Source organism: Aeribacillus pallidus, assembly GCF_050478865.1.
Lineage (GTDB): Bacteria > Bacillota > Bacilli > Bacillales > JACDOC01 > JACDOC01.
The window spans coordinates 1-17,825 of record NZ_JBCNBW010000076.1; the positions used below are offsets into that span (position 1 = coordinate 1).

A 17,825-nucleotide genomic window follows, 5' to 3' on the forward strand; every position below is an offset into this window, starting at 1 on the left:
TTTAGTATAGAGCCTTTTTTTTTTGACCAAAATTGTATGAAAACCCCAACATTTATTATAGAGCCTTTATTATAGAGCCATTTAACTTTCATACATATAAAAGAGGTGCACTTCACATCAAGTACACCCCAACAATTGACATAGAACCCAATAAGAAAAGCCCCGCAGAAATTTCTCTCCGCAGAGCTTTTCGGCATTTTCTGGCGGTGACAGGCACCGTCCTTAAGCATATTAATTAGTCAACAATTGTTACTTTGAATGCTACAGGAGCAGGTAAGATATCTGATACAGCTGTAGTATCTACATCAGAATCTACTACTGTAAATGAACCAGATGTTTTTCCTGGATTTAAAGTCACTGTACCAGCTGAAATAGTTACGTTAGATTCGTTTGTTGTTATAAATGTAATATTTGATACTGTGTCTGTATTCACTAAAGTACCAGGAGTAGCCGCTGTATCCCAATCAATTGCTTTAGACGCTTGGTCTAGTATAGATAACTTCGGCTCAATTGTATATTTACCAGCAACTGCATCATAGTGTCCATAGAATAGCTCTGTAAGTGTTAATGGTTGATCTGCAGAACCATTAATTTTATCGTTATCAATAACGATATCTGCAGTATTGATAACCGCTTTTGTAGCTACAGAATCAGTATTTTTGTAAGTGATTGTTTTAGTACCAATCTTTGTATTATTTACTTTAACATCTACATTTAATGTTCCAGAGCCAGCAAAAGCTTTGTATGCATTTGCATTTACAACAGCTACTGACTGACCAGCAACATCAATATAATTTTTCACTTCAGGGTTTTTGTCATAACCTTGAATCTCTAAAGTAACACCAGATGTTACAGCTTGAATTTTGTTTCCTTGAGCATCAACTTCGTAAACTGCAAAGTTTACTGCATCATCATTTGTTTCAGGAGCAACATCTTTGTCCAAATCAATTTCTGTAGCATCTGTTTCAATTACATAACCAGCGAATGCGCCAGCATCTTTACCTGTTACAGTTAAAGTTTTTGTAAATACTACGTTACCTTTAGTATCTTTAAACTCTACTGTAATTGTTGCAGTTCCTTTTCCAACTTCAGTGATTGTTATTGGAAGCGAAGAAGATGCTGAAGCAACATCATTTACTGTAACTGTAGCAACATTTGTATTGCTAGATTTGGCAGTTAATGTACCAACTTTAGTTCCTCCAACAAACACATCGTTAGATGTAACTGTTGCTTGGATTTTTTCACCATATTGGTCAACGATGTTGACATTTACAGAATCAGTCTCGCCAGAATTTAATGCAGTATTGAAGTAAACATTTGATTTACTTAAATTTGCATTTGTAATTGTAGAATCTGCTTTAACTGTAAAGCTAACAGTAGTTACAAAGTCACCAATTGTTAACTTAACTTGCGCAGTACCAGTAGAATAAGCATTAACAACTAACTCGCCACCAACAACAGACACAGTAGCAACAGCTGGAGTTAAGTTTTCAATTTTTGTTACATCGCTAGCAGATAATAATTTCTCAGAACCATTATTATCTTTTACTAGAAGCTCCAAGTTTGGAGTTTCTGATTTTTTCATTTCAGAAGTTAATTTTCCATCTTTTACTGCTTGTTTGTAAGCAGATACAGTATCTACATCATTACCTAATCCAAAACCAGTAAGTGATGTTACAGCAATTGGTGCTAAAGTAACCTTAATTGCATCACTTTGCTTAACTACTTCACTACCAGATTTAACTGTGACTTGTACATAAGCAGTTTCACTTGTAGAAACAGAACCAACTGTTCCAGCAGTTGTACTAACTTTTGATGAAGTAGAAGAAATTTCTACAGTATATTTATCAGTTACATCAACACCGTTAGCATTTGTTAATTTTACAAAGTCAACAATGTCCTCGCCTGGAACAAACGTAGTTTTTGTTAATTCAATTTTGCTAACTTCACCGATTTCATAAGTAAACTCAACTGTAGTTGATTCTTTTAATTCAACACCAGTAGCAGATTTTACACCATTCACAGTAACTTTGTAAGTTTCTTTATCTGTCAATTCTTTGTTGAAAGTTAATTTAACTTCTTTTTTATTATTAGGGTTAATTTCTGCTTTAACCACTGTTAATCCGTTATCAACTGTGAAGTTTGTAGCTGTAGCTTCGCCAATTTCACCTTTGAAAGTTACAACCGCTTGTGTTGAGTTAATCGCACTTACACTAACAACTTCAGGTTCTACAGCAAGAGTTTCAGTACGATGTGTGAATAATGCGAACTCACCGCGAGTTACTTTATCGTTAGAACCAAATTGAGTTGCATTTTTACCAGTAGTGATACCGTGTTTGTAAAGAGCTTTTACGTAAGGTTCGAAAGTTTTGCTTACGTCAGTGAATGGTAATTCGACATCTTCACCAGTTAACTTGTAAGCGTTAGCAATTACTTTTGCCATTTCGGCACGAGTCATTGGATCTTCCGCACCGAAAGTAGTCGCTGTTTTACCGTTGATGATTCCAGCAGCTTTAAGTGCGTTTACAGCACCACGAGCACGCTCTGGAACATCAGTGAAACCAGCGTCTGGCGCATTTTCAGTGTCAAGACCTAAAAGTTTTGCGATCATGACAGCAGCGTCAGCACGTTTGATTTCTTGTGATGTACCGAAGGATGTTTCAGATACACCGTTTGTTACACCTTTTTCTACTAAGTAATCTACTGCTTCTTTGTAACGATCAGATACGTCTGTGAAGCTAGCAGCAGCGGCTGGTGTAACAGCAGATGCAACTAAAGTTGCAGTTGCAGCAGTTGCTACAAATTTGCGATAAGACTTAGGTTGATAAGCCATTTACTAGTTCCTCCCCGTTTTGTAATTCTTTTTCTAATTCAACCGATGGAATTCCATCGGTTTATTAATGAATGTATAGTTAACAATCCCTATTCCATAAAGTCTATTCTATTAATATGAAAGAATCATTCCATTTTCCTTCTAAAAATGAAAAATATACAATAAAAATGACTTTATGGAATAAATGGAATTATTGAACTCGATTTCTATTCTACCAAACTAGTAGGATTTTTCAACTACTTTTTACATATTTCACTAAAAATTTATTAAAAAATTCCTTCACTTCATATTTAATCCCAATTAACATATATCTGTCAACTTTTTTACAAATTAACAAACTACCTATATATAGTAAAAACGCACTTGCTTATGCAAGTGCGTTATCGTTATTTTATCATAATGCCTGTTCTTTCAATTGGTGTAAAAACGCTATGACTAAGGCGCTTACTAACCAGAAGATTACATTTAGTTGAGGAATAAACATCAAATTGTTCGATAAGTTTTGCACCATAAAGGTAGCGGCACCAACAAATAGACCAGCAGCAAGGACTTTGCCTAACCGTTCACGTTGGGCAAAATATAGTTTGGCAACTTGTAAGAAGAATAGAACGTAAATCGCCATAAACGTCATAAGACCAATAGTTCCTGTTTCTGCTGCTACCTTTAAATAAGAGTTATGAACAGAGTAAGCTTCGTGTCCGATATCTAATTCTGGATATTTCGTAACAAAATCTTTATAGCGAACATAATAATTTCCCATTCCTACCCCTAATACCGGGTTGTCTCGAAACATGACCCAACCAGTTTTCCATAAGGTGACTCGTGAAACAACTGCTCGATTGGTTGTTTCGTCCTCTTCAACCATCTCTTCATCCGTTGTTTCGTCCCCTTCATCATCATCGCCAAAGACTGGTCCACTAATAACCGAGCTTGTGTTTTTAAATACGAGTTTTTCAATCGCATAAAGGGCCGAATGGGTGCGCTCTTGTACATCTGGCATGAAATAAACAAATATCGTAAGTGCGATAAATGAAAGAAGGATGTGTGGCTTTATAAATCCTTTGATAAACTTCTTCGGCATAATCATTAGGATTAACAATAAACCACCAATCATTGTTACCCATGCGGCACGTGTGTAAGTCAAAATTAAATTAATGACATAGATTGCATAGAAAGCAAAAAACATCAATTGTACTTTCTTCTCTTTAAAATAGACGACGGCTAAAAGAAGCAATGTTGGAATGACGAAGTTTAAAAAGGAAGAGTAATAGTTTGGATTAATTAAAGTAGAATCTACACGTCCTTTTGCTTCTTTTAACGCATATAGACCTGCTTTATTTAAGGAAAAGTTAAATACGTATTGAAAAATTCCAAACAATCCGACAATGAGAGCAGCAATCCCAAACGCTTTTGCAAAATTTAAATATTGCTCTTTAGAAAACTTCACTTTTACTAGAATTAAAAATAAGAACACATACGATAAATAGCGAGCAATTTCCATCACGGCAGGTGATAAGCTCTCAGCCTTTACAAGAGATGCGATAGCTGCTAAAAGAAATAAAAGAAACGCGATGAAAAACGAACGAATATTAAAACGATTGAATTCAATGTTTCCTTTTCGATAATCATATACAAATGACAAGACAAGTAAAGGAATAAGAACCACTTCCGCCGAAAGTGGAAGAGGACCAATGTATGTTTTAAAGTATACAATTGGTATGACTGCTAACATTATTAACGTAATATAATAAGTCAAACTATTTTTTGTTTGAGTCATTGTCTAAATGTCTCCTTTTTTCATTTTCAAGCTTCATTGACAACATACATAAAAATTGTATAGGTGACAACCCCTTAATTTTTCCTTTTTAAAAGCTGTTCATAAGTCTCAACCGTTAGCTGATAAAGGTGATCTAAGGAGAAATATTTTTCGGCATGTTTCCGTAATTCCACACCTTTTTCTAGCAACGTCCCTTGTAAGAAATGTTGGTACGCCTCCTTCATGGCTTGACAATAGGCTACCTCATCCCCAACAGGTACGACCCATCCTTTATTATCGTCACTAATAAGTTCACGGACTCCGCCAACGTCTGTGGAAATCACCGGTACTTCTTCATTGGCAGCTTCTAACAAAACAAGGGGAAAACTCTCGCTTTGAGAGGCCAATAAAGCTACATGCGATATGGAATATAGTTCTTGAACATCTTTTCGAAAACCAAGGAATTTCACTTGTTGACTTAATCCAAGTTGTTCCACTAACTTTTCTAGTTCTTGTCGAATCGGGCCGTCTCCGATAAGTAACAATTTTCCCTTGGGTAAATCGGCATTCTGAAACGCGCGTAACACAAGTTCATGACACTTTACAGGATGAAGACGAGCAACCATGGTCATGATAAACTCATCAGGTAATAAGCCAAGTTGTTGCTGCAAATGTTCCGCTTTCTTCACTTTAGGGGTGAAATCAATCCCATTGTAAACGGTTTGAATTTTATGACCTGGTATGCCAAGTTCTATTAGATTTTCTTTAAATCTTTCCGATACCGCAAAAAAGTAGTGGACCCTTTTGAGGGATATTAAATTCAGCTTTGTAAAGATAGCCCCTTTCCATCCTCGTTTCATAAAATCAAGCTTCGGATCACTATGAACCGTCGTTACCCACTTACATGGAAGGACCCGGTGTATGAGGAAACCGATCAAATTCGCGCGTGGACCATGCGTGTGTAAAATATCGAATTTTTCTTTTCGAATAAAAGAAATGACTTTCGTTAACACAGATAAATCATAACGAGAAGACTGCTTTATTAATTGAACACGGATTCCTGCTTCCCGTGCTTCTTGTGCTAACGGTCCATCTTGAAACACGAGTAAACATACGTTTTCAGAAGGAAATTTTGAAAGCAAGGTCACCACGTGCTTTCTTGATCCACCTGTTTCCCCACCGCTAATCATATGCAATACTTTAACCATAGGATCCTCCACCATCCCATCTTAAATACTTTACAATCAAAACAATATCCTAGAAGGAGGGGCCTTCTAGGATGCTGTGTTATCTGGAAGTAAGAACTTTCCACAAAAATTTCGGAAGTGCTAGTTGACGCTTCAATCGTTTCGGTTCTTTCATTAGGCGGTAAAACCATTCTAAGCCAAGCTTTCGAAAAACTAGCGGAGCTCGTTTCACACGTCCGGCATACACATCGAAACTACCGCCGACTCCTTGATAGACCAAAGGACAAAGTCGATCCATGTGTTCTTTTATCCATAACTCTTGCTTTGGACTACCCATGGCGACAAATAAAATCTGTGCCTTTGATTCATTGATTTTTGTGATGACCTTTTCGACATCTTTTTCGTATCCATGTTGAACGCCAGCAATGCGAAGTTTCGGGTATTTCTTTTGAATATTAGCCGCTGCTTGATGTACGACCTCTTCTTTTGCCCCGTACAGAAAGACACCGAAGCCTTCTTCAGCCGCAAATTGTAACAGCCGATCCATCATGTCGACACCCGTTACACGAGAACGAATCTTTCCACCTTTTAAACGAGAGGCTAAAATAATGCCAATCCCATCTGGTATTTGGTAAGTCGCTGAATTAATCAGCGTTCTTAAACTTTCATTTTTCTCCGCAGCAATCACCTTTTCTGGGTTGACTGCGATAATGGTCGATTTTTCTCCTTTTTCCATTCGTTGCTTTAAATCTGAGATAATTTCATCGTACGTATAAGGAGAAACGTTAACACCAAAATAAGACTCTTTTTCCATATGAAGCCCTTCCTTATTCTTGAATTGCTGTTAAGTGACCTAAATCACCAATACGATAAAGCATCACACCTTCATGGGAAGGAACACAATTTTTCGTATCAAAAATAACCGGTGTTTTCATTTTTTCTCGAATCAAATGAAAGTCTAGCTGTTTGAACTCATTATGATCAGCAAGAACCACAATTAAGTGTGCTCCATCTACTGCTTCCTCTAATGTCGACAGCGTAAAGGATACTTGCTCTTCACGTACGTGTGGATCGTAAATTCGTACATCGTATCGAGGATTCGCAAGCAGCATCTCAGTGATTTCAATTGCTGGACTTTCACGAACATCATCTATATTTCCTTTATACGTTAATCCAAACACAGCAATTTTTGGATTTTTTAATTCACATGTTAATCGCTTAATTTGCTCCATAACAAAATACGGCATCGAATTATTGATTTCACGGGCTGTCTGAATTAATGGTGATTCTTCTACCGCTTTTTCAACAATGAAGTATGGGTCAACGGCTAAACAATGGCCACCAACCCCTGGTCCAGGCTGATGAATATTGACCCGTGGATGTTTGTTCGCGAGTTCAATGACTTCATGAGCATTGATCCCTAATTTTTTTGATATTTTGACTAACTCATTCGCAAGGGCAATGTTCACATCACGATACGTATTTTCCATCAGCTTGGACATTTCGGCCGTTACCGCTTCCGTTTCAATCACTTCACCCGTCACAATCGCTCGATAGACATCAGCCGCTTTTTTGGAAGCTTCTGGAGTAATCCCACCAACAATCCGAGTATTCTCGATCAATTCAATTAAAATTCGTCCAGGTAGCACTCGTTCAGGACAATGCGCTACATACACATCGTTGTATGCATCAATTCCATGCTCCTGTAAAATGGGTGCAACAACATCGTTCATTGTTCGAGGTGGAATGGTCGATTCGACAATCAAAACATTTCCCTTTTCTAAATATGGAGCGACAGCTTTTGTTGCACTAATAACATAATCCACATTCGCTGTACGGTCCTCATGAATAGGAGTTGGGACAGCGATAATAAACACATCTGCTTTCTCTGGTGTTAATGACGCACGTAGGTTACCTTTTTGAACCACTTCTTTGACAAGTTCCGGTAACCCTACCTCCTCAATATGAATTTCACCTTTATTTAATAAATCTACTACTTTTTCGTTGACGTCTACTCCTACCACTTCATAACCGGCACGAGCAAAAATGGCCGAAGTAGGGAGACCAATATATCCTAATCCAATGACACAAATTTTATCCATAGGTTAATAAACCTCACTTTTAATTAGTTTTTAAAAAACGACAATTTCTTACATAGTATAACAAATGACAAAAAAGGTTTCATCTACTACATTGCTAGGAAATCATTGTAATGATAAAATAAACTTTGATTTTTAAGTGCGATTTCACCCGCACTTTTTATTTTGCTTATTTTTTATTTTTTGTAAAGGAGGCAAATGGCTTGAAATTTGTGATTTCTGGTTTTTATGGATTAGGAAATACGGGGGATGAAGCCATTTTAGAAGCCATTATTGATAACTTACGAGAGGAATTTAACAACCCAGATATTACCGTTTTTTCACTTTCTCCAGAAAAAACGGCAAAAGAACACAACGTCAAAAGTGTATATCGCGGTTGGCGGCATGAAAATAAAGAGAAAATAAAAGCATTAAGGGAAGCCGATTTACTCATTAGTGGTGGAGGAGGATTGCTACAAGACCATTATCCAACCAAATTTTTGTTTGGTCCTCTTCCATATTATCTATTGATTGTCTTATTAGCAAAATTATGTGGAACGAAAGTCATGTTTTTCTCTCAAGGAATTGGGCCTGTAAAGACAAAATGGGGAAAAATACTAATGAAGTTAGCAAACTTAGCGGACTTTATTACAGTGCGTGATGAATATTCGAAACAATTACTGCACGAATTAGGAGTAAAACGCCCGCAAACAGTTGTCACGTCCGACATTGTTTTTGCCTTTAAACCTAAAAAAGATGACTCATGTATCAAATCACTTCCTTTAAAAGGAGACGAAAAATTAGTTGCTGTATCCGTGAGACCTTGGTTTGAACATGTCAAACAGTTTGAACAAGTGGCTCAAATATTAGATGCATTAATCGAACAAAAAGGAATTACACCAGTGTTTGTTCCTATGGAAGGGCACCACGACAAAAAAGCAAGCGAGCAAGTATTAGCTCAAATGAAACACGCAGAAAAATGCCATTTACTAGGAACTGATTTCACACCAAATCAGTACTTAAACTTTATCGGCCAATGTCAATTAACCGTTGGTATGAGACTACATGCGCTTATTTTCTCGACTTTAATGGGAGTGCCACACATCGGATTGAGTTATGATACCAAAGTGGAGAGTTTATTAAAACGAAGCGGCATGTGGAAATTCTCTGCTCGTTTAGAAGAGATTCATGTGGATACATTGATTCAAAACGCTATTCACTTATTAGAGCACCACGATCAACATGCAGTAGAAATTAAAGAAAATGCTGATCATATGCGGAAGGAAGCCGTTCGAAACTTAGAACTAATGAAGCAGCATTTTTTCTCTTAATTAATCAATTACCTGTCAAATCATGAGCCAGAGGAGGGCCAATGATGAAAATATTACTTGCGACTGCATACGACTATCCTCATGCCGGAGGTCTTTCAACACATGTCACTACATTAAAAGCTGGTTTAGAGTCACTCGGGCATGAAGTGGATGTATTATCATTTTCCAATGTTTCTCCACTTGTTCAAAACATCTATGCGAAAGGTCCTAGCTATCTTCTTAATAAAGTAAAAAAAGGGAAAGGCATCGTTTGGACACACAACGTACGGAAAAAATTACTTCAATCCCTAATTGAAAAAAATAAACATAAACAATACGACATTATTAATGCACAAGATGCATTTACCACATTAGCTGCTCTCGAATCAGGAATTCCAACTGTGATGACGGTTCACGGGTATATGACGTTTGAATCTATTAGTAAAGGATCCCTTGTAGAAGGCAGTAAAGAAGCAATGTACATGACAGAAGTAGAAATTAAAGCCTATCAAGGGGCACGAAAGCTAGTAACCGTTGACCAGCGTTTAAAGAATTATGTAAAAGAAGTATCAGGTGTAGAAGCGACAGCGATTCGAAACTTTATTGATATTCATAATTTCAAGCCGGATAAAGAACGAAAAAATGAGTTAAAAGAAAAGTACGGTATTCCATTGAAAAGAAATGTGATTTTCGTTCCAAGACGATTAACGAGAAAAAATGGGGTCATTTATCCCGCTCTTGCACTACCGACCGTTTTAAAGCAATTCCCAAATACTCAACTTATCTATGCGGGTAGCGGCGAAGCATTAAGTGAGATTAAACAAATTGTCGAAAAGAATAACTTAGAACAAAACGTCACACTTTTAGGAGCCATTCCTCACGAACAAATCAAAGATTATTATGCGATGAGCGACGTGGTTCTTGTTCCTAGCGTTCATTCAGCTGGAGTAGAAGAGGCGACTTCGATTTCTGCATTAGAAGCAATGGGATCTGGTTCACCTCTTGTTGCCTGTGCGGTCGGAGGTCTAAAAGAAATTGTGGAACACGAAGTAGATGGTCTTCTCGTCGAAGAAAAAAATGAACAGCAGCTTGCCGAAGCGATTATTCATATTTTATCTGATCCAGAAAAAGGAGAAGAAATGGCGAAAAAAGCCCGTGAGAAAATTGAAAAGGAATACTCCCACATTTCTGCAGCTCAAAAATATGAATCAATCTATTTAAGTGCATTACAGGAGAAACGAATGAAGTAAGGCTTTTTGTCTTACTTCATTCGTGTTCCTAGTCAAAGCAGGTGTCACGTATGTCTTCATTAAAAAAAACAGCCATATGGATCACGTTGTTGGCGATTGTTTTAAAATTATCGGGATTCTTACGAGAAAGTATCATTGCCAAGCAATTTGGTGCCAATGAATACACAGACGGGTACCTTTTAGCTTTTTCTTTTATCACATTAGTTGTGGCGATGATATCTACTGGATTTAATAATGTGTTTTTACCGTTGTACGTTCAGCATAGAAAGGAAAATGCTGCGTTAACAGAAAAAAACGCCATCGGAATTTTGAACATCACGGTCCTTTTATTTTTAGCAGCAACCGTACTAGGTTACTTTTTCGTACCTACTCTAGTCCCTTTTATTTTTGGTGATATGCATCCAACGACAGAAGAAGTTGCCGTCCATATCACTCAATTTTTCTTCTTATTTATGAGCGCGATTGCTTTAAACGGAATATTAGAATCGTATTTACAAGCTAGACGTGTGTTTGTTCCTTCACAAATATCGAAGCTGTTAGCCACCCTCCTTGGGGCCTTATTCGCCTTATTATTTGCGCAAATATGGGGGATTTATAGTTTAGCCTATGGTTTTATCGTTGGAACTTTGCTTGGAATACTCATTCAATTCGTGTATTTATATAAACATGGATTTCGATGGTCACCGACGATTAAGGTTGAAAAAGAGTTTTCCAAGGTATTTATTGCTTTAATTGTCCCTTCTCTTTTAAACTCCGTCGTAGGACAAGTGAATATGTTCGTTGATAAGATATTCGCATCAAGTACCATCGAAGGTGCTGTTACTTATTTAAATAACGCATCCTTACTAGTTAGTATTCCAAATGCTATATATGGGACAACCATCGCCGCTATTATATTCACCTTATTATCAGAACAAGTAAATCAAAAAGAGAAATTTCAACAAACGTTTTTTATGGGGGTAGAAATTTCCCTCCTTACGTTAATGCCTATTGCTGCTGGATTGTTAGTTGTTGGAGATGCAGTAATATCATTTATTTATGAACGGGGTATGTTTACATCGTTAGATAAGGAAAATACGTATAAAGCGCTCGTTTTTTACTTACCTTTAATTGTGACTCAAGGATTACAATTTATCGTTTCTAAATCGATGTATGCGCAAGGAAAAACAGCCATTGTGTTTCGCATTAGTGTGACGACCATTGTTGTGAACATCCTTTTAAACTGGATATTGGTAGATCGGTTCGGATACCCTGGATTAGCTCTATCTTCTTCAATTGTATCGATTTATTATTTAACGATTTCGTCGATCGTTGTCTATCGAGGCTTCGATCAATTAGAAACGAAAAAACTGATTCGCTTACTAGTCAAAGTGATTCCACCGACTCTCATCATGGCGTTACCAATCTACTTTTTAAAAGGATATATTCATTATTGGTACTCGTTATGGCAGTTAGCACTACTCGTTCCAATAGGTGTTCTACTTTATGCATTTTCGTTAAAAATCTTCTATCCAGAAGGGTTTCAGCGATTATTGCAACTGGTAAAGAGAAAGCGCCCAGCCTAATAATATCTGGAAAATCCTTTTTAACCTACAAATCTTCTTGGTCCGTTTATAAAAAAACGAAGGTGACTGAGTGCTACACTCGGTCACCTTCGTTTCTTATTTTACAATTGGTAATTCTTTAACGTACTCACCAAAGATATAGGCATCTACATAATTGATAGAATCAGAATAAGTTTTTACCCATGTACCCATTTGACCATTTACGTATTCTCTAATAACAATTGGAGCTCCAGAAATTCGATAGGTAAATTGAGCTGATAAAAGTGTATCTGGTTGTTTACGAACATTTAAGCCGGATACAGTTGTTTCCCCAATTGTATACAAGCCACGTTCTTTACTTCCTAAATGTTTGTCAATTCGATACATATGTCCCGCAATTTTTTGACCCCAGTACGGATCGGATGCATAGCTTACGTTAAATCCTCGACTTTTATTTCCTGGTACTGCCCCTTTGGCATAAGCTCCAGAAGGTTCAATGTACTGCTTCGATAATCTTTCAGCTTGATATAAAATACATTCTTCAAAACTATTAAATTCTTGAGCATTATTATAAGGATCACCGTCGGTCGCTTTAATGCCGAATAAGTTATATTTGTCTTGCGCAATCTTACTTAACCCGTAATTACTTTCGTGAATAGCCATCGCTAGTAAAAACATGGCATTGACACGATACGTTTCTTCTGCTTTTTTAAAGGCACTCCCTAGCTCTTTTAACGGGCTTTCTGGCTTGACACTCGCTACATAACTATTTAATTGTTCCGCCGTATAAGAAGTGGTTGTTCGAACAGGTAAATAGTTAAAATATTGATAGCCTTCTCCAACTACTTGTCCATTGCTATTTTCAAAGATTCCCCCATCCCAACTGTAATACTTCGTTCCAGCTTTCATAAAAGATGGGGCTTTTCCGAATAAATAAGAAGCGTAGGAATTAGTAAGCTCACTGTAAACATAATGGTATAGTTCACCGTTTTGAACCATATAATACGATTGACCTTTTTTCAACGGAGTAGGAATCAGCTTGACATTCTCATGTTTAACATATCCAATGGTAGAAGCAACTTGGACTTTCACTTTTTCTGCATCTGCATCTAAGTACTTCATTTCTGTTGTTTGTGTTACATATGTAAGTTGTTTCTTCATTGTTTCGTCATACACAATCGTTAGTAAACTATTAACGGATGGTTTGGCTACAGCAACTCCATCTTTCATTTTTACGATTTCTTCCCCTTGAAGAACAACTTGACTTGAAGGATTCGTAATCGCTGCCACTGCTTGCTCATAGGAAGAATACGTTTTGTTCAATGGAACTAACTGACCATTCTCAATGTTCGCAACTTTAAATTCGGTTCCTTCGCTTGGTGGCGTAGGCCCTTCTTCTTCCTCTTTTTCGATTACTTGAACTAATCGGTATACCACAGCTGCTGATTGGTCACGAGTAGCATATTTCTTTGGATCAAATCGAAATGTTCCATCACCGTTTGGAATGCCTCGTATAATATCAAAATAGACATTTACTGCAATCGCTTGTTTTACAATAGAGGAGGTAATCAACGACTTGTCAGTAAAATTAAGTTCTGCTTGTTGACCCTGGATGCTTAGAAAATCAATGGCCTTTTTTATCATAATCGCCATTTGTTCACGAGTAATCGGATCATCAGGACCGAATTTTCCATTGGAATATCCCGTTACAATACCAGCAGCTGAGGCACTGTTAATCCCATATGCAAGAGGAGAATCTTCAGCAACATCAGGAAAGCGATGCTCAGCGTTAGGTAATTTTAATGCACGAGCGATAAATGTTGCAAACTGTCCACGTGTCACTTGAATGTGTGGCTTATAGATTCCATCACCAAACCCTTGCATAATTCCCATTTCAATCACGGCACGCATTTCCGCTTCTAATTTAATTCCTGTAATATCATCTGAAGCTGCCTCGGATGGCGTTGTAAATACCGACAAAGCGAGCATAAATGCAGCCAAAATCGCCACGAATTTCCTTTTCATCAAAACCACTCCCTAGTTGCCTTCTTTTTACATCTATCATTCTATCATTATTGAATACGAAAAATGAATAGTAAATTCGAAGTACGATGACTGGATTTATTAGGAATTTTCTTTTTTTATTTTCAATGTTACAAAAAGACAGAGCAAGCCTTCAAAAGGGTTGCTCCGCCTCTGTTACACTTTATTGATAATAGACTTTTAATTTGTATGGAGTAAGCGAGGAGTTTCCGTTTACATCACGGACTTTGATGTCATATGTTCCCTTTTTCAAGTTTAATGTAAGTACTTCCATGTCTCCTGCTACGTAATAGTCCGCTCTGTTCATTAGTTTTCCATTTTGATAAACTTCAATCACGCCGTCTATTTCTGGACCGCCATCAAGTGTGATTTTCACCCCTTTATTAGATGGGATATACACACGATACCAATCTTCATCACCGTAAGGGACACCCGCGTTTAAATAACCAGTTGTATAATAATGGTTTGTGCTCTTTCTGAAGAATAACGGTTTTGAAGGAATATTGTTTTTTACTACTGATCCTTTATCTTCATCCTTTGTTGAAACGGGTTGAACGTGTAACGAATATGGAGTTAAACTGAACGGATACATCCCATCTACATATCCGCTTAGTATAATGAAGTAATTTTTTCCTTTCGTTACTTTAAAGGACCCGAATGTCGTACCATCCATGTAAATTCGATCAATATAATGAGACTTTCTCCATTCTTTTTCATCAATTCTCTTGTTCTTATTCGTATCTTCTACAATGACGGCGAATCCATAGACCGGAGCAAATAACTCTGGCGGTAATTTATCTTTTAGTTTCTTGGACGGTTCTTCGTTTTTGAATAATAGTCCCATCACATCATTTGATTTTGCTTCATAGTAGAAAAGATCTTCGTCATATGCACTAGATAGAGCGCCTGTTACTTTTTTATGTGTAATCGTTTTGGCTTGGTTAAATTGGTTGTTAGGTTCATTGGAATCATACACGTGATGATCCAAAATTTTAGAAGTCATACGATAGCCGTTAAACGGAATACTATTGGTGAAGAAGTCAGATGCAATTTTAATATAATATTCTTCCCCTTTTTCCATGCTGACATAAACGTGATCGGAAAACCCAATTCCATACGAACCCCACATAATATTTTCGACCATATATTGAAGGTATGGCTTAGCATCCTCGTTTTCCTTCCGTTCTTCTTCTGTTGGTTTTACTAGTTTATATACTTCTACTCTAGGAATCTCACCTAAATTATTTCCAACGTTAAATTGATAAATTCCTGTTGTTTCAGGGGTAACTTTATACCAGTCCTCATCCCACATTGCTTGTAAAAATCCACCGATTTCTCCGCCGATGTTATACTCTCTCGCAGCTGCTTGAAGCGTTTCAATATAATGTGTTTCCCAATCAAATTCTTCGTCTTCTAGGGTAGCCGCAACTTTTGCTTTTGCCATTTCTAATGGCGTTTCGCCCTCAATTTCTTTTATGAAATATTCATCGAAAGCTTCTGGTAGCATATCCTCATCAGCCGGAACATCTTTTGAATCGATAGAAAGCTTATATGGGATAAAAGATTGTAATATGGTTTCTTCTTTTTCTTTCACTGGACCCATAAAGAAAAACTCAATGAACCCGAAATAGAGGTTTTGTTTACTAGAAACTTTTACTAAGTATTCCATTCCAGGGTCGGCTTTAAATACTAGCGTTTCCCCTTCTGAAGCGCCTTTTGAATTAGCATAATACATTGGAGCTACATCATCTTTACTAATTTGTATAGCTGCTTCCTTTACGAAACCTTCGTCTAGGAGCTCTTCTGGCATTAATCCAAATTGTTCAGCAGCATACACACTAATGTTTGTATCTAAGCCAGGTACTTTTGATAAGTCAATTTTAATTAATTTCTCTGAATCGACACGGAAGCGGAAGAAGTCATCATCCCCCTCTTCCCCAAGGAAGTAGAGTGGTTTAGTCGTTTGGAACGGTACATTGTCAATATGAATAGGAGCTTCTACTGAACTATCATCTTCTGGTAATTCAAAGACTCGTTCAACAGATAGTTCATACCATGCCTTTTTCGCTTTGGAATCATCATAATTTCCATTTACATCTTTCACTTCAATAACCATCTCACCAGAGAAAGGAGCAATGATTGCTTTTCCTTCTATCTTTCCTTCGGTAACATCATTCACTTGTAATTCAAATGGATCCTTGTCATGATCCATATAAACGTTAAATTTATAGTCGTATTGTTTAGCACCGTTTAATGTGATTTGAATGTGGTCACCCTCATTTACTTGCAACTTATAAACATGTCGTTCACTAGGTTTAGTGAAATATTCTTTTACTTGATAGTTTGGAGAAGGATCAATCTTTTTGGCAACTTTATCTAATTCTTCATTTGTCGGCTCACCTTTCACATATTTGGGAATATTCTTAATATTGTATTTTAGTGCCGCTATTGGGTTAACCAAACCATACCCGTACTTCACGTCAAACCCTTTTTCTCCTAAATCTTCCGCCGTATGTTCTAAAATAAACTCAACTTCTTGAGGAGTTAAGTCAGGGTATTTGGAAAGAAGTAAAGAAACAACACCCGTAACAACAGGAGCAGACATAGAGGTACCGCTCATATTGTAATAAGTAGATTTTTTCTCATAGTCATACAGAGTACTATAAACATCTTCACCAGGCGCAACTAAGTCTACTGAAGGACCATACGTAGAGAAATAGGATAATTTTTTCTCTTTGTTAATGGAACCTACACTAATAACACCTTCGATAGAAGCCGGATACATGCGTGTATCATCACCAGAGTTACCTGCCGATGCTACAATAATGACATTTTTACTTAATGCTTCTTTAACAGCGTCTTCTAAAATTGGAGATGGCATTGGACTACCTAAACTCATGTTAATTACTTTTGCCCCTCTTTTTACCGCTTCTAAAATGGCTTGGGCAATGGTGTAGTCTGTGGTAGTCCAACTACGGTCAATTACATCAATCGAGATTAACTCTACATTTGGATTAATACCATAGCCACCCACATCATTGCCTTTTTCGGCTGCAATGATTCCCGCTACATGTGTACCGTGATAATCAGGAGTTGCTTGATTCATTGGGTTGATGACATTATAACTATTTAATAGTTTTCCTTTTAATTCGGGGTGATTTTTATCAATCCCTTGGTCAATGACGGCTATCTTTACTTTATGTTTACCAGCTAGCTTTTGAGCACTCTCTGTTTTTAGTAAATCATGCATATATTGAAGATCGGCTTTCGGGTCTTTAAAGCTCATCGGTTGATAGAGTGCACTCGGTTGAATAGCGAGCGTTTTCGGATGCTGTTGGATCCGTTTAATCGTTCTAGATGCATTCTTTTTATCTTTGATTTTTATAATGGAGTAATTTAATTCCGGTATCGATTGAATAACGGTTACTCCAAGCTTTTTATACTCATGGTAAGAAAATGGTTGTTGATATTTCACTACAAAGGTGTCATCACTTAAAAATACTTGATCTTTTGCTTCTTCTTTTTGTTTGAGTATTGGATGTTCCCCTATCTTAGAAGTAATGGAGGCCTTCCCAACATCAGCTGCATTCGCATAAGGAAGAAATGCTCCCCCAGTTAGTAAACTAGCTGAAATTCCTAAAGCCACAACTTGCTTTTTCCACCTTCTCATATTTCCCCTCCTATTAAAATTGGAATCACTTTCCATTATAAGTTTACCATTATAGGAAAACAATGGTATGTTTAAGTTTTTTGGCTCTCTGTCAATTGTGGTGGTGCAAATATTTCCAATACTCTCTCTTTGGAAGGAATGTAGGTTAACCTAC

Annotated in this window: 10 protein-coding genes; 3 read left to right on the forward strand and 7 right to left on the reverse strand. The window is 37.1% G+C overall.

Going from position 1 to position 17,825, the window contains the following annotated elements; genetic code table 11:
- Positions 1-235: 235 nt before the first annotated feature.
- From ABES52_RS15605 to ABES52_RS15625, 5 genes are all read right to left on the reverse strand, one after another.
- Positions 236-2,833, reverse strand: coding sequence for an S-layer homology domain-containing protein (locus tag ABES52_RS15605; RefSeq protein ID WP_429652152.1), 2,598 nt, complete (start codon positions 2,831-2,833; stop codon positions 236-238).
- Between the two features lie 394 nt (positions 2,834-3,227).
- Positions 3,228-4,610 carry an O-antigen ligase family protein gene (locus ABES52_RS15610; protein WP_429652153.1) on the reverse strand — a complete coding sequence of 461 codons (1,383 nt, stop codon included), beginning with the start codon at positions 4,608-4,610 and terminating at the stop codon, positions 3,228-3,230.
- 74 nt (positions 4,611-4,684) lie between these two features.
- A complete protein-coding gene (locus tag ABES52_RS15615) occupies positions 4,685-5,797 on the reverse strand; it encodes a glycosyltransferase (protein WP_429652155.1) in 1,113 nt (370 codons plus the stop codon).
- Between the two features lie 79 nt (positions 5,798-5,876).
- Positions 5,877-6,590 (reverse strand): WecB/TagA/CpsF family glycosyltransferase, encoded by a 714-nt coding sequence (locus ABES52_RS15620; protein WP_429652157.1) that lies wholly within the window; start codon positions 6,588-6,590, stop codon positions 5,877-5,879.
- Positions 6,591-6,603: 13 nt separating this feature from the next.
- Positions 6,604-7,878 (reverse strand): nucleotide sugar dehydrogenase, encoded by a 1,275-nt coding sequence (locus ABES52_RS15625; protein ID WP_429652159.1) that lies wholly within the window; start codon positions 7,876-7,878, stop codon positions 6,604-6,606.
- Positions 7,879-8,078: 200 nt separating this feature from the next.
- On the opposite strand from ABES52_RS15625, the gene csaB reads away from it, so the two are divergent.
- From csaB to murJ, 3 genes are read left to right on the forward strand one after another with little or no spacing between them, the layout of a single operon-like run.
- Positions 8,079-9,185, forward strand: coding sequence for a polysaccharide pyruvyl transferase CsaB (gene csaB, locus ABES52_RS15630; RefSeq protein WP_429652161.1), 1,107 nt, complete (start codon positions 8,079-8,081; stop codon positions 9,183-9,185).
- A gap of 44 nt (positions 9,186-9,229) precedes the next feature.
- Complete coding sequence (locus ABES52_RS15635; RefSeq protein ID WP_429652163.1) at positions 9,230-10,414, forward strand: glycosyltransferase family 4 protein; 1,185 nt, start codon at positions 9,230-9,232, stop codon at positions 10,412-10,414.
- 50 nt (positions 10,415-10,464) lie between these two features.
- A complete protein-coding gene (gene murJ, locus ABES52_RS15640; protein WP_429652165.1) occupies positions 10,465-11,979 on the forward strand; it encodes a murein biosynthesis integral membrane protein MurJ in 1,515 nt (504 codons plus the stop codon).
- A 96-nt stretch (positions 11,980-12,075) separates the two neighbouring features.
- On the opposite strand, the gene ABES52_RS15645 is transcribed toward murJ, so the two are convergent.
- Both ABES52_RS15645 and ABES52_RS15650 read right to left on the reverse strand, forming a co-directional pair.
- On the reverse strand, positions 12,076-13,983 hold the full coding sequence (locus ABES52_RS15645; RefSeq protein ID WP_429652167.1) for an S-layer homology domain-containing protein: 1,908 nt from the start codon (positions 13,981-13,983) through the stop codon (positions 12,076-12,078).
- A 181-nt stretch (positions 13,984-14,164) separates the two neighbouring features.
- The gene (locus ABES52_RS15650; RefSeq protein WP_429652169.1) at positions 14,165-17,671 is read right to left on the reverse strand and encodes a S8 family serine peptidase; all 3,507 of its coding nucleotides are present in this window, start codon (positions 17,669-17,671) and stop codon (positions 14,165-14,167) included.
- Between the last annotated feature and the right edge of the window lie 154 nt (positions 17,672-17,825).